Origin of the sequence: Rhodococcus sp. 4CII (genome assembly GCF_014256275.1) — a bacterium.
GTDB lineage: Bacteria > Actinomycetota > Actinomycetes > Mycobacteriales > Mycobacteriaceae > Rhodococcus_F > Rhodococcus_F wratislaviensis_A.
In genome coordinates this window covers 154287-168912 of record NZ_JACCFE010000003.1, presented here as the reverse complement: position 1 = coordinate 168912, position 14626 = coordinate 154287, and the positions used below count along the sequence as shown (strand labels likewise).

Sequence of the window (14626 nt, the reverse complement as noted above, 5' to 3'; positions counted from 1 at the left end):
GAAGGGTTGGATGTGGTCAGAGGCCGAAGTCGGCAGGGACCAGCCGGATCTCGGCCGCTTGGATGTACGGGTCGTCGGGGACCAGGCCGAAGACCATGCCCACCAGCTCGGCACGCATATCCGTGCCCAGGTCGTCGAAGTCGGGGTCCTCCTCGACCCGCAAGTCGGCGTAGATCGCACGCGCGACGGCGATGGGGTCGATGACCGTGTCGAGGACGATGGTGGTGCTCACTCAGAACCTCCGATACTCAGCCGGGCCACCTGCGCGGCCCAGATCATTTTTTGTGCCCTTCTGGCAAAGGAGAGGACCGCCGGTATGAGGGGGCCGGAGTGCAACTGTCGAGCCGAAAAATCTTGGGGGAGCGAAGCGGAGGAAAGAATTTTCGGAGCCCTTGGGCCGCCGCAGGCGTCGGCGGTTGCGCGCAGGTCACCGCCGGCGAGACTCGGAAGGCCAGAAGGGAACAACAAGAACGCTCTTCACCGGGCGGAGCGCAGCGGAGCTCGAATCAGGGGACACCGCAGGTGGCCAGCACCGGACCGGAGGGACGGTGACATGGTGCGCCGGGCCTAGCGCCAACGATGCGCGTCCACAGCGAGGATCGTTCGTGGACTCGGTGGGTGGTTGGCGACGCGAGGCTGTCAGTTATAGGACGATCCAGGGTATGAGCTGCCCAGTAGTCGTGTTCACCGGACTCTCTGGCACCGGGAAGTCGACCCTCGCGGACCGGCTTGCCCGTGATCTCGGTGTACCCGCCTTCTCGGGCGACTGGCTGCTGGGATCCCTTGCCCCGGCACATCCGGTGCTGGCGAGATTGGATCGTCAGCGCTACCTCGCGATGTATCACAGCATGCTTGAGTCGTTGATCACGCGGCAGCTGATGCTCGACCAGGGTGCGGTGGTCGACTGCGGGATCGACGACACGGTTGCGCTGAGATGGCAGGAAGTGACAGACAAGTACGGCACCCGGCTCCACGTGGTCGAATGTGTCTGTAGTGACGAGACCGAGCATCGCCGCCGAGTCGAAGGGCGACAGCGGAACATCCCGGGCTGGCACGAGGTCGACTGGGCCCATGTTCAACGTTCGCGTGCGGAATCGTCACCGCTGACGGTGCCCCACCTGACCGTTGACGCGATGGAGCCGATCAAGGCGAACCTCCAGAGCATCCACAGCTGGGTGACGTAATCGTCGACCCGGAGATCCGCGGTCGCCCTCGGTATGATTCGTGCATGGCACGGATCTGGTCTGTCCTCACCCAGGGGTTGAATCTCGTTCAGCTCACCTGGGTGGCCGTGCTGACTTTGGTGATTGCGGCAACGCTGGCGATCGACGCACCGGCCGCGGTGGTGGGTGTCGCGGTGGCGGTTCTCCTGCTTCTCGCGGTGGCCGGCCACAGCTCACGATCCCCACTGCACCTGATCACGGAACCGGAATCCGGCCCACCGCGCGAGGAACAACGCCTGCGTGGCGCATTCCGCCGGCAGAGCGCTCCTGACACCCCCGGTCGTCCCCGCCTTCCACGAGCACCCGGACTGGTCCTGCAGGCCGCGTAGCGCTCTAACGCGTTGCGTCGGTCCTTCCCAGCCGACCTAGTCCATTCGCACGCCGCCCTCCCACAAGGCCCGGCGTGAACCCACTCGCACGATGCCGCGACAAACGCGCCGTGCAGTTGCGAGGTGCTCCATGCTCGATTTCGTCTACTACCCCGTCTCCGCCATTCTCTGGTTCTGGCACAAAATCTTCGGCTCAGTGCTGGGACCGGACAACGGTTTCGCCTGGGCTCTGGCCGTGGTGTTCCTGGTGTTCACCCTGCGGATCCTGCTGCTCAATCCCGCGATCCGACAGGTGCGCACGACCCGCCAGATGCAGGACCTACAACCCCAAATCAAGGCCCTGCAGCGCAAGTACTCCGGCGACCGCCAAAAGCAGGCCGCCGAGATGCAGAAACTGCAGAAGGAACACGGCTTCAACCCGTTGATGGGGTGCCTGCCCGCGTTGGTGCAGGCGCCGGTCTTCCTCGGCCTCTACCACGTCCTTCGGTCCTTCAACCGCACCGGAACTGGTTTGGGCCAGCTCGGAATGTCGCCGGAGGCAAACGCGAACACCCCGAACTACATCTTCAGCACAGCGGATGTTCAGTCGTTCCTGAGCGCCCGCCTGTTCGGGGCACCGATCTCCGTGGCGATCACCAGCCCGCAGAGCACTCTGGCGTCGTTTGCGTCCTACGGCGGGATCCCGACGGTGGCCACGATCGCCGCCGTGGCGATCCCGCTGATGGTGATCGCGAGTCTCGCCACGCACTTCAACGCCCGGGCATCGTTGGGGCGGCAGAGCCCCGAGGCGGCGGCGAACCCGCAGGCGGCGATCATGAACAAGCTGATGCTCTGGGTGTTCCCGCTCGGCGTTCTCGTCGGCGGACCGTTTCTGATGATCGCGATCCTGCTGTACTGGGTGAGCAACAACCTTTGGACCTACGGGCAGCAACATCTTGTATTCGCCCAGATCGACAGGGAAGAAGCCGCGAAGCACGCGGCGGAAGCCGAACGGCGGACCGCCGCCGCACGGAAACCAGGTGCCCGGCCGAATGCCCGGAAGAACACTGCCGATAGGAAGAATCAGAAACGCCGACGGTGACTATCGTGATCGACGCTGGCCACGGCGGAGAAGGATTCGCCGCCGCAGAGACCGGCCGTGGCTCATTCAACGGGCGGGCTGACGTACATAGCGATCGGAGCTTATTGATGGACGAGGTCAAGTTCGAGCAGGACCTGGTGCGAACGTTGCTACGGGATCAGCATCCAGATCTGGCAGACCTTGAGCTCCGAGACATCAACGGGGGCTGGGACAACCAGCAATGGCGACTCGGGGAGGAGCTGGCCGTGCGCTTGCCTCGCACTGAGCGCGCGCCTGCTCTACTGCACATTGAGCAGACCTGGCTGCCGGTGTTGGCGAACCGCTTGCCACTGCCAACACCCATTCCGGTGCGTATCGGCAAACCTTCGAGCCTGTTCGAGCACATCTGGACGATCGCGCGCTGGGTTGAGGGTGAGCCGGCCGATCACGTGCCAGTCACACGCATCGATGCGGCCGAGGTTCTCGCCGAGTTCCTTGGTGCGCTGCACATAGAGGCGCCCGCCGACGCGCCGGCTAACCCTGTGCGGGGCATTCCTCTGGCCAGGTTGCGGGAAGGGGTCGACGGCGGGTTCAAGATCATTGCCGACCATCCGAGCGTGAAGGGTGCGCGGGAAGTCTGGGAGAAGGCTGTAGCAGCGCCCGTCTGGCAGGGTGCGCCGCTGTGGCTGCATGGTGACTTGCATCCGGCGAACGTGGTCGTCCGGGACGGGATGCTTGCGGGGGTGATCGACTTCGGCGAGATGTGCGCCGGCGATCCCGCGACCGATCTTTCAGCTGCCTGGATCCTGTTGCCTGCCGGGGCGGCGAGTCGGTTCTTCGACGCCTATGGGCAGGTCGACGAAGCGACCATTACCCGGGCCCGTGGCTGGGCTGTCTTGCGTGCCCTGGGCATGATCAGGATCGGACAGAACGGGAGGATTGGTCTTCCCGGGGGCAAACCGACCTGGGAACCAGCAGGCTTCGCCACGCTTGAACGGGTCCTGGCGACGAACTGACCGCGTGGCGGCGCATCCAGGACGGTTGCGGCTGGCGGCTTCCTGCCCACCAGTTGCGGAGCGAGCCTAGCGACACGAGGCCAATATCCCGGGCCTCCCGATGGATCGGGGCACTGCGGGTGCAACGATCCTCTGATGCCATCCTCTCGTTCCACATTGCCCTACAGGATCATCAAGCTCGCGACCGACATGTTCGCGCGAGATACCGGGTTTAGCGGGCCGGACATCCATCGGATCTTCGCCGACTACACCGACGTGCTCGGGTCGTACACGATGTCCGGTGGCGGGCCGTCCCGCTGGCAGCTGTTCGAGACGGGGCTGAACAGCCTTTCCGTCGATGATCAGCGTCGATTCCTGCTCGATCTGTGTACCTACGATGGCTCGAGCAAGTACACGATGCCCTCAGAAGACGACATCGCGAAGCTGCGCAGCATGCTGCTGGAGGGCTCCGTACCTGGTTCGATGGCCGCATCGGACAGGCTTGACCAGCTCGATGACTGGGATGCGGTGCGGCGGTCGTGGGACGCAGCCTTGGACAAGATCGTCAGTGATCCCGAGGGTGCCATCACCGCAACTCGAACCACTTTGGAGAGTATCTGCAAGCACATTTGTGACGAACGTGGCGCGTCGTACGACGATGGAGGCGACCTCTCGAAGCTGTACAAGGCTGCAGCTTCCGCTATGAACATCGCCCCGGACCAACACACCGAGCAAATCATCAAACAAATACTGAGCGGAGTGGGCACCGTCGTGAACGGGCTGGCTGCAATGCGCAACAGTTTGAGCGACTCACACGGTCGCGGTAAGTCGTCTGTCCGGCCTGCACCGCGACACGCGAAGCTCGCCGTCAACGCCGGTTTCGCCGTCGCCGGCTTCCTGATCGATACCCACGTCGAGAAGCCGACCCGACCGTAGACGAAGCGACGGCCGAATCGGCTCTCAGATAATGGCGTTTGTGACTAATTGCGGGAGGTTCGAGTGAGTTTCAGATTCAGGATGATCGTTGGCCATGGCTAACGTTCGAGTTCACTTGTTTCCACGTCCGCGTTTTGTATCGTTCGCTGACTGAGCTGGAGGTAATCAAGGACTGCACGCGGATCCATGATGTCACCGGCGTAGCGATCGAGTGCTTCTGCTTGGTCCGCCGTCAACACCAGTGCGAGAACTTTCGTCGTACCGCCCTCGCACTGCGCCACGAACAGCATTCCGAAGAAGCGGATGACGGCGTTGGCATTGCTCGCGCGCAAACTGTCGATTAGTGCCGTGACCTGTTGGGCGTACGCCGTGTCCAGTTCAGCCCGAGACTTGTTCACAGTCATCATCTCGACCTGGGTCTCAAGCTTCTGAACTCGCTTCTGCACTTCGTCCGATCGAAATCCTGACCGGATTCGAGCAAAAAATCCGCGATGAACCGAACCACGCCATTCGCTGTCCAACTGCAGTTCGAGGCCGACAGCGACCGCGAGATCGTCCAATGCTTCCTGTACCCGAGCGATTGCCACTTCGTCGTCGGTATCTAGGTGTAGTTCGGCTGTACGCGGCCGCTGGTTCGACGCCTCGTCGACCGCGCTTTCCTCCGCCTCCCTGACTAGCAATTCGAGAAGGGTTTCCGCTTCGAGCGAGAGCCAGTAGACAAAGTCCCGGTCCCTGGGTTCAACACGCTTGGCGAACTCGGCGCTTGGGACCTTGACCCTTTGAGCGACTTCCCCAGCTAGGTCTCTGAGCGCTGCAATCCGCGCCGAGTCAGGGAGATCCAGCAAAGTGGGTGCAGCGACTCTCAAGATGTTCGCGACACGTATCAGCTCATCCTCTGGCCGTGCCAGCTTCTTTAGTATGTCTGCCGAGAGGCCGCGTGCGCTCTGCAACTCGGTGAGCGTACCGAGATGTCGCTGGATTTCCTTGGTGACCGTGGTTAGCCCTTGGAGGATTCGGAGAACACTCTCCTCCTCGCCGGGATCATCGATGCGTCCCCTGCCGCCATCGTTCGACATCTGCACCCCCGAATGAGCTATGGGATATCAATCGTTTCATACCGGTAGACCGCAGGGGCTGATGCGTGGATGATCACCACAGCCTTACCTGCTGATGGAGCTTAGATGGTAGGCACTATTTCCGGCCGTGAATTGGGCGGGCACGACATCCAGCGACCGTTAAACGCATATCATGCCCGCCTGATATCACCGTTCCCGGCCGGTGTCGCGGCCGCGTTCGGCTCGCAGTCCGGGTGGGATCCGCTCGATCGTGGCGGTGTTCGTTGCGGCGGCCGCAGTTGCGTGGGTGGGGTAGTCGGACTGGACCAGCCGCATGACCTCGGCCAACTCCGTGTCGGTCACCGTCTCGGCGGCGGCCGCAGGCTGGCCGCCGTTGGCGCGCGCCTCGGTCAGCGCAGCGTGGTCTCTTTCCCACACCGCCACCGGTGGAATGGCGACTTCCGCGAGGACCGTTCCGACGGTCTTCTCGGCGGCGGAGATCGCGGCGTCCCGGTGGGGGAAGGTGCCGCTGTCGAGGGTTTCCCTGTCGTTGTGGGCGGACCAGTACCAGTCGCGGCCGGTCCACTTCACCACGGCGCCGGGATCGCCGGTGTCACGGTCGAATCCGGCGGTGAGCTCGGAGCCGATCTCGTCGGTGCGCTGCCACCGCGGTGGTTGCGGGTTCGCCGCCCGCTCAGCCTTGCGTTCGGCGTGCTCCTTCGCGGCCTCCACCATCCGGCCCGGGGTGGCTTCCCGCAGCTCGTCCTCGGTCATGCCCTGGTCTTCGGCGTGCCCGCGGGTGGGGTTGAGGTCGCGGGTCCACCCGCGGTACATGCCGGCGGCCGCCAATCGTTCCTTGGTCGCCTCCTTCTCGGCGAGCGCCTCGGGCGAGTTCTCCCGGGCGGCGAGGTCGGCCCGCATCTCGTTGTAGGTGTGTGAGGCGGGTGATCTCGTCGGTCTTGGCGAACGGGACCCCGAGCTTGTCGGCGAGCTGCTCGGTCTGGGTGACCATGTAGTCGCGGTCCTTGACGTGCAGGTCCATCGCGGCGGGCAGGTCGGCGGCCATGTTGGTCAGCCGGGTCACCATGCCGGATCCGCCGTCGGCGCTGCCGAGCGCCAGGTCGACGACCTCGGCGTCGACGGTGCGGACGATGCCACCGGTGAGGCGGAATGCGTACCCGCCGACCGGGAGCCGGCCCATCGAAATTTCGGCGCCGGCAATCTCGACCACCATGTGCTGGCCGTCGGGTTGGCGTTCGAGGTCACCGGCGATGTGCGCCAGCCGGGTTTGCACCGCCTTGCGTACCTCCGCCGGTTCGGCGAATGAGACCGCACGCCCGCCCACGGTGAGGGTCCGCTGTTTGCGGGGCAGTTCACCCCAGGCGGTGAGGGCGTCGGCGACTTCGCGGCCTTCCTCGATCTCCTTGGTCAGGATCGGCAATCGGGTGCGGTTGTCGTGCAGCTGCCACTTGATTCGCTCCTGGTCGGAGCGATGGGCGCGGGCTTCGGCGTTGAGTTTGCGGAGGCGGGTTTCGAGTTCGACGACCTCGATGTAGCGGGGATCGCCGGTCGCGGCGGCCTTGGTCGCGGCCATCGACGAGGTCATGTCGTCGCTGCCGATGTCTTCGGCCTCGGAGAAGTCGATCGCCCCGCGGCGAAGCTGCTCGATGTACGCGGACTTCTTCTCCACGGTCTGCCACTTGGTGGTGTCGTAGGAGCGTTCCCCGACGATGTTGATGATCTCGACGGTCTTGTTCTGGTTGCCCTGCCGGATGATCCGGCCCTCGCGTTGTTCGAGGTCCGCGGGCCGCCAGGGGCAGTCGACGTGGTAGAGCGCGGTCGCGCGTTTCTGCACGTTCATGCCGGTGCCCATCGTCTCCGACGAGCCGATGAGCACTTTCACCTCTCCGCGTCGGCAGGCGGCGAACAACTCCCGCTTGTCCTTCGGCTTGGGGTAGTCCTGGATGAACTGGACCGCGCCGGGGGACATGCCGCGGGCGACCAGGTCGGCGCGAATGATGTCGTAGACGGTGTCGTCGCGGCCGGTCTTGGGGGTGCCGCGGTCGAGGAACACGATCTGCAGACCGCCGGTGCGTGGTTCCGGGTTGCCGGCCTCGTCGTAGTAGACGGTGTCGGCGGTGCGTTGCTCGATCTCCCAGAGCTTGTTCACCAGCAGGTCGACCCGGCCTTCGCCCGCTGGTGGTGCGTCGAGGCCGCCGAGGCGGGGGTCGAGGGTGACGTTGGCGCCGTCGCTGCCGATCTTGAGTGGGTTGTCGATGTGCGCGGTCTTGCCGGTGTACATCTGCATCCGCTCGTCCAGGTCGATCATGAAGTCTCGGACCTGTTGCGGCATTTCGAAGGTCAGGTTCTGGCGGCCGCCGCCGGCGATCTCGGGAAGGGTCGCGGGGACCTGCTCGCGGATGACGACGTCGGTGAACTGGGCGTTCATCGCCATCAGGGCGGGCAGGTTGACGAACTTGCCGATCCTCGACACCGACCGCAGTTCGGAGCCGGTGACGTTCATTTCGACCGATTGGCGCATCGCGGCGAAGTTCGCCGCCCAGGCGTCGATGTTCTCCATGCCGCCAGCCTCGAGCAGGTCCGGGCGCAGGTACTTCGTCATCACCCACAGCTCGGACATGCTGTTGGCGACCGGGGTGCCGGTGGCGAAGGTGACGACCTTCTCCGGAACGGGTTTGCGGCCCTCGACGGCGGCGCGCTGGCGGTACTTCCGCCGCAGGTAGGACAGTTTCATGTCCAGGTCGGTGGCCCGGCTCGATCCTTCCCGCAGCGCCAGGTCGGCGTTGTTGGACTGGCGGGAGAGGTTCTTCCACATGTGCGCTTCGTCGAGAAACAGGTAGTCACAGCCGGTTTGCTCGAAGGAGAAGCCGACGTCCTTGGAGTCGGCGTTGATCTTCTTCTCGAGCTTGTCCTGCCACCGCTTCTTGGCCTTCTCGATCTCCTTGATCGTGTTCTGCCCGGTAGCGGCTTCCCGGGCTTGTTCGAGCTTGGTGATCTCGTCGGCGATGTAGGCGGCCTGGGTGTCGACCGAACACTGCATCTTGGTGAAGGCCGGTTCCGGGACGATCACCAGATCCCAGTCCTGGGACGCCGATTGCGCCATGAACAGTTGCCGGTCGGCGCGGGATTTGAAGTCGTCCCCGACCAGCACCCGGGCACCGGGGTAGGCGTCGGCGACCTCGCGGCCCCACTGGTCGATGAGGTGGTTCGGGACCACCACCCAGGGCTGTTTGATCTGCCCGAGGCGGCGCATCTCCATCGCGCACATCGTGATCGACCAGGTCTTGCCGGTGCCGACGGTGTGGTCGAGGAGCACCGACGGTTCGTTGATCTGCCGCACCGCGACGGCGGCCTGGTGCGGATGCGGTGCGATCCGCAGTCCGGGGAAGGTGCGTCCCTGCCCGTTGTAGGCGGGGTCGACGAAGGAGTTGAACCGGTCGTTGAACACTCGGGTCAGCTCGGCGGTGCGGGCCGGGTCGTTGAACAGCCAGTCCCCGAACGCCGTTTCGAGCATCTCGGCCCGCTGTTGAAGTTCCTCGGTGAGCTCTTCGTGGAACCGCGGCTTGGGGGAGTGCTCGAGTTCGGCCTCGGTCTTGAACACCCGGATGGGCTGGTTGTTGGCGATCTTCTCCAGCAACGACAACCCGTCGACGCCGCGCCGGTCCCCGGCGGTTTCGTACGGCAGCCCGTAGGGGTCGGTGTACTGGTCCCCGGCGATCGTGAAGTCCCAGGACGCGGTGATGGGGGAGTACTCGACCGCGATGCGGGTGTCCGGGTGCACCGAGAACGCTTCCCGGATGAACTGCGCGTACATCGGGGTCGGCACCCAGTTCGCGCCGGGGCGGACGGTGATGTTGGTCGGATCCAGATCCGCCGGGATCACCTGCCGCAGTGCATCGACCGCGCCGGCGTAGAGCTGCGGGTCCGACCTGGCGGCGGCTTCGGTGGCCGCCAACTTCTCCCGCACGTTTCCGGACAGGAACCTCGGGGCCGGGATCAGCTCGGTCGGGTCTTCCGGGTTGGGGAAGACCAGCCCGGCGAGTTGGTTCCGGGCGGCGTCGATGTCGATGCCGACCAGCCCGGAGATTCGGTCCAGGTCGACCTGCCCGGTCTCGTCCAAGCTGACTGCCAGCGCTTCGGCGACGTCCTGGGCGGACTGGGCTCGCTGCGGCGGGGTGATGACGTCCTCGGTGAAGATCTTCGACTTCCGCGCCTGCTGGGTGTCCTCGTCGAAGATTTCGATGCTGCGGACCAGCTGGATCGCCGGGTCGTAGCGGATGGCGCCCTCGAGGTGCCGCATCTTCTTCCACGGCGGGTTCGGCTCGGATGCCTCCGCCAGCAGTCGGGCGGCGACGTCCTCGGGTAGTGCCCCGGTGACCGGGCCGGTCTCGTCGCCGTTGTTGGTCCGCCACTTCTTCTCCAGGTCGGCGAAGCGTTTGTCGATGACCTTCTGCGTCGGCGGGCCCGGAGTGACCCAGGTGAACCGGTTGAGCGGCCCGTACTTGCGCGCATACCCGTCGTACTGGCGGTTCAGCTGCGCCCGCAGCCGGTTCTTGGTGTCCTCGTCGCCGCCGGTGCGCTGGGAGTCGACGAGGTCGGTGACTGTGCCGGCCATGGCGAGCATGGACTTCCACTGGGCGGTGCGGGCCTTGTCGATCTTCGACGGCACCGGCGTCCACCGGCCGCCGAGGGAGAGCTGCTCGAACATTTCGATCTCGTCGTTGAACCGCACGGATCCCGGAACCTCGGTGATCGCGGCTTCTTCCGCAGTGACCAGCCCGACCCGATCGAGCATCGGGTCGGCGGCCGGCTGTTCGGCGTCCTGCCCGAGCCCCGCCCTCTTCGCGCCGTCGACGATCGCGGTCAGCCGGTCACGGACCTGGGTGGCCAACGGGCGGGACGGGTCGGCGGTCACCTTCAAGGTGGCCGCCGAGTACATGCCCGACCCGACCCCGAGTTCGCCGAGCACGTTCTCCGGGTTGGCCAGGAAGTAGTCGTTGACCTGGATCTCACCGTCGGCCAGCTCAGCCTTCGAGGTGGTGATCCACTGCTCGGTCGCCGCTGCCGGTGCGCGACCGGCCTCGCGGCGCCGGAAGATCAGCAGGTCGGTGACCACATCGGTACCGGCCTGCCGGTCGAATGCCTTGGTCGGCAACCGCAGTGCGCCAACCAGGTCGCCGAGTTCGGCGATCTCCTCGCGGGCCTTGGTCCGCTGGGCGTCGGAGGTGAAAGCGCTGGTGATGACCGCGACGTAACCACCGGTTTCGGTCAGCGCCAGGGACTTACGGAGGAAATAGTTGTGAATGGTCAGCCCGGACGGGTTGTGCAGCGGGTCACCGACCGCGAAGTTGCCGAACGGGACATTGCCGATCACCGCGGTGAAGGCGCCCTCGTCGGGGGAGAACTTCTCGAATCCGTGACCCCGGACCTGGTGCCCCGGGTACAGGTGGTGTGCGATCTGGGCGGTCATCGGGTCCAGCTCCACCCCGACCATCCGGGTGCCCTTCGGGGCGTGACCGATGAAGTTGCCGGCCCCACAGCCCGGTTCGAGGACCCGGCCGCCGGTGAACCCGGCTCTGCCCAGCGCGGACCACATCTCGGCCGCGATCGCCGGATCGGTGTAGTGGGCGTTGAGGGTGGAGGCGCGGGCGGCGTCGATCTCCGGCGGGGTCAGCACGGCGGAGAGGTCGGTGCGGAGCTCGTCCCACTCCGGTTTGCGCTTGTCGAAGATGTCCGGGACCGCACCCCACCCGGACCAGGCGGCGAGGATCCGCTGTTCGGCCGGGGTCGCTGCCCGGTGTTCGTCGCCGAGCTGGTGCACCAGGCGGATCGCGTCGATGTTCGCCCGGGCGCGGGCCTTTGCCCCGGACGGGGCCAGTACCTCGGCTCCGAGGACGAAGTTCGCGGCCGCCGCGCCCGGCTGGTCCGGGACCGGCTGGACGGCGACGGGCGGAGCGTCGGCTGCGGGTTCGTTCTCGAGGTGGTCGCGGGTGTCGCGCTCACCGATGATGCTCGCGGTGACCTCGGTCGCCGCAGCCGACTCGGCGCGCCGTCCGGTGCGGGCGGTGGCGATCGCCTCGGCAAGGGTTGCCGTGATGACCGGTTCGGCGCCGCCGCGGGTGACCTGCCAGTCCTTGGTGCGCCACCGATAGTTGACCTGCGCCCGGTCCTGGCCGGGTTCGCCGACAAGGTATTCCGAGTCCCGCAACGCCTCGAGATCGGCCGGTCCGGTCGCCGCGGTGAACAAGTCGTCGGGCTCACGGGCGCTGGTGTGCAGGGTGTCGAAAGCCTGATGGGCGATGTCCAGGCGCAACAGCTCCGAGGTGTCGAGTCCGTGGGCGCGGCAGGCTGCCGCCAGGTCGCGGTGGTCGCGCTCGAACTCGGTGAGGACGCGTCCGCGCAGCTCCCGGCATCCCTGCGAGGTCAAGAACCCGGTCCGGTTCAGGCTCGGGTGCAGCGATGTTGCGGCCGCGGCGAACACCTCGTCCTGGCTCAGTGCCCGCCCGGTGATCTCGGCGAACCGGCCGCGGGCCTGTTCGGCAGTAAGGCCCTCCCGGACCGGACCTGCGCTGGTGTCGCGGCCTGAGGTCGTGGCGCGGCGCACCGCGGGTAGGTGATGCCCGCCCCACAGCTCTCGGCTGTTACCGCCGTCGGTGGTGACCTCCCATATGGGGGTGCCGGTGTGCAGGGTGAACCGGTGTACCTGGGTGCGGGGACGGCCCGTCGCCACGAAGGTGTTGATGTCGCGGGCGAGCCAGTCGGTGGCCTTGTCGCGGTAGGTGTCTCCGAGTGCGCCCAGGATGGGGCCGCGGACCTCGGCGGTGAGCCACTGGTGACCGCCGTGGTCGTCGATCACCGCGGCGAGGTCCGGGCGGCCGGTGAGGCGGTCGGCGAGGTCTGCGGCGGCGGCCTCGAGGACGACGCTGGTCCGTTTGCTCACCAGGGTGCTCGCCGCCAGGGCCACCACCAGGGGTCCTGACGTAGCTCGCTCTGGGCCCAGTCCCGCCATTTTTCGACGTCGGCGGCGCGGTCGTCGATGCTCCCGGCCGCCTGCCACGCGCGCAGGCTGGCGTCCGGGATCAGAACCCGGGCGCCGGCGGCCGCCTGTCTCGGCCTCGGCCATGACGGTGTCATCGGCGCCGTCGAGCATCAGTGCGGTGTGCACGCGTGGGCATCGAGCCAGGCGTGGATCTTCTCCCGGTCCGGGATCTCGTCGCCGGCCTCCACAGCAGCCTTAGGCGCGTCCACCGCGGTGGCCGGGATCTCGGCCGCCACGTCAGCCTCGACGGCCGGTGCGGTCTCCGGTGCGGGTGCGGCCAGCTCGGGGAGGTCTTGACTGCCTCGTGGACCGTGTCGAGGGTGGTGGCGATGTTGTCGTGCAGCCAGTGCGCCGCCGCCTGGTACTGCGGGTCGGCGGAGTCGACGGACAGCAGCCAGTCGCTGACGGTGTGGTTGAGCAGCCGGTGGCGGCCGACGCTGAGGTAGTCCTCGGGTCGTCGCCGCAGCACCTGCAGGCGGGGGTGGGTGACCATCTCGGCCTGAGAGTCGGTGAGGACCTCGTCCTCGCGTTCGCGCGCCCACTCGGTCCGGGCGCCGTTCCAGCCGCGGTTCCAGTCGGTGAAGATCTGCTCGGTACGTGGGTCACCGACCGGGACGCCGTCGAGCGCGGCGCGGACTCGCGGGTCCGCCGCCGGAATCGGGGCTCCGCCGCCGGGTCCGTGTTCGGTCCAGGCGTCGCGGCCGATCTGCCGCCAGTCCACCGGGTCGGTGCGGTGGCTGTTGGCCTGTACCCGGGTCAGGGTGTCCTCGGCCAGTTGCTGCCGCTGCGTTTCGGTTTCGGGGCCGGCGGCGGCGAGGACGGTGTCGATGGCCTGCTGCACCGGCAGTGCGGCGGTGAATTGCTCGGCGCGGCCGGTCGCGGCCTCGGCAACGGCCGGGTCGGCTTCGAGGGCGGTGACCGCGGCGTCGGCGGCCGCACGGTCGGGGTGGTGCTGCGCCCAGAGGCGGGCGGGCAGCTGGGCGGCGGCAGCCTGCCAGTGCGCCGGGTCGTCGAGGGCGGCGCGGGCGACGGCCGCGATCTGCGGGTCCTCGCTCACCACCTGCTCGACCAGACCGGCCTGCACCTCGTCGTGGGCGCGGCGCATGGCCCAGGACGTGAACTGCTCAAAGGTGTTCGACTGCGCTCCGGCGGCCAGGTTGAGGTCCTCGTCGGCCATCACCTGCCCGGTGATCTCGTCGAGCAACGCGGTGACGTCCTCGACGGGGGCGGTGGGTTCGCGCTGGGCGGTGAACTCGGCAACCAGCTCCCGCAGCGGCCGCCGACCCGTGAGGTTCTCCGTCTCCGGTGTCGGAGTGGGCGTTTGCGGTGGTCGGTGTTCCCGGTCCGCTTTCTGGGCTTCGAGCTGGTCGCGGATCAGTGCGGAGCGCTCACGTGCCTGCCCCGGCGACAGCGGCGGTCCGGTGTGCTCGGCGTGCTCGTCCCGCGCCCGTTGCGTTTCCGCTTCGGCCAGGATGCGGGCGATCTCCGGATCGGAGGCGTCGGCGACCTTCCCGGACCGGGCGCGCAGCATCTTGATCTGCTCGTCGGCGCGACCGATCGTCAGGTCGTCGGGCAGCCGCACCGGCAACCCACGCCTACGCCGCAAGGTGCGCAGATACGACTGCTGGCGGTCGGTGGCGGGCCGATCCCGCCAGGTCCGGCGCGGCGGCCGCGCCCGGCTGACCGCGGCGACATCCACCCCGTCGACGTCGTAGCCGGCATCAGTGCACACCTGCCGGGCACGCTCGGCCGCGGCGTCGCGGGCCTCGTGCGCATCGGCCGAAACCCGCTCGACCCGGGCCGCCATCCGTTCCGCGGTCGCCGTCAAGTCATCGATCAGCTCCGGATCGGTTCCCAGCAACGCGGTTTCGGCGGCCTGCACCTGGATCTGCTGTGCCCCGCGGATCAGAGTGGACAGCTTGCTCTCGACCTCGTCGAGATGTCGGGCGGCCTGCGCATAGGCCACCA

At 66.9% G+C, this 14626-nt stretch carries 10 protein-coding genes; 5 read left to right on the top strand and 5 right to left on the bottom strand.

The window, feature by feature from the left end; all coding sequences use genetic code 11:
• Window positions 1-16: 16 nt before the first annotated feature.
• On the bottom strand, window positions 17-232 hold the full coding sequence (locus H0B43_RS37500; protein WP_185730279.1) for a hypothetical protein: 216 nt from the start codon (window positions 230-232) through the stop codon (window positions 17-19).
• Window positions 233-662: 430 nt separating this feature from the next.
• Between H0B43_RS37500 and H0B43_RS37495 the strand changes: the two genes are divergently transcribed.
• From H0B43_RS37495 to H0B43_RS37475, 5 genes are all read left to right on the top strand, one after another.
• Window positions 663-1184: an AAA family ATPase gene (locus H0B43_RS37495; RefSeq protein ID WP_185730280.1), complete on the top strand. Its 522-nt coding sequence runs from the start codon at window positions 663-665 to the stop codon at window positions 1182-1184.
• 44 nt (window positions 1185-1228) lie between these two features.
• Window positions 1229-1552, top strand: coding sequence for a DUF6412 domain-containing protein (locus H0B43_RS37490; RefSeq protein WP_185730448.1), 324 nt, complete (start codon window positions 1229-1231; stop codon window positions 1550-1552).
• A gap of 130 nt (window positions 1553-1682) precedes the next feature.
• A complete protein-coding gene (gene yidC / locus H0B43_RS37485; protein WP_185730281.1) occupies window positions 1683-2633 on the top strand; it encodes a membrane protein insertase YidC in 951 nt (316 codons plus the stop codon).
• Between the two features lie 107 nt (window positions 2634-2740).
• Window positions 2741-3628 (top strand): aminoglycoside phosphotransferase family protein, encoded by an 888-nt coding sequence (locus H0B43_RS37480; protein ID WP_185730282.1) that lies wholly within the window; start codon window positions 2741-2743, stop codon window positions 3626-3628.
• Between the two features lie 135 nt (window positions 3629-3763).
• A complete protein-coding gene (locus tag H0B43_RS37475) occupies window positions 3764-4543 on the top strand; it encodes an abortive infection family protein (protein ID WP_185730283.1) in 780 nt (259 codons plus the stop codon).
• Between the two features lie 98 nt (window positions 4544-4641).
• Here the strand turns inward: H0B43_RS37475 and H0B43_RS37470 are convergent, their stop codons facing one another.
• From H0B43_RS37470 to H0B43_RS37455, 4 genes are all read right to left on the bottom strand, one after another.
• Window positions 4642-5625, bottom strand: coding sequence for a hypothetical protein (locus tag H0B43_RS37470; protein ID WP_185730284.1), 984 nt, complete (start codon window positions 5623-5625; stop codon window positions 4642-4644).
• 180 nt (window positions 5626-5805) lie between these two features.
• Complete coding sequence (locus tag H0B43_RS37465) at window positions 5806-6372, bottom strand: hypothetical protein (RefSeq protein WP_185730285.1); 567 nt, start codon at window positions 6370-6372, stop codon at window positions 5806-5808.
• Window positions 6293-12586, bottom strand: a complete 6294-nt coding sequence (locus H0B43_RS37460) for a helicase-related protein (RefSeq protein WP_185950106.1) — start codon at window positions 12584-12586, stop codon at window positions 6293-6295. The genes H0B43_RS37465 and H0B43_RS37460 overlap by 80 nt, the downstream gene beginning before the upstream one ends.
• A 163-nt stretch (window positions 12587-12749) precedes the next feature.
• The gene (locus H0B43_RS37455; RefSeq protein WP_185950105.1) at window positions 12750-14624 is read right to left on the bottom strand and encodes a DUF3072 domain-containing protein; all 1875 of its coding nucleotides are present in this window, start codon (window positions 14622-14624) and stop codon (window positions 12750-12752) included.
• Window positions 14625-14626: the final 2 nt, after the last annotated feature.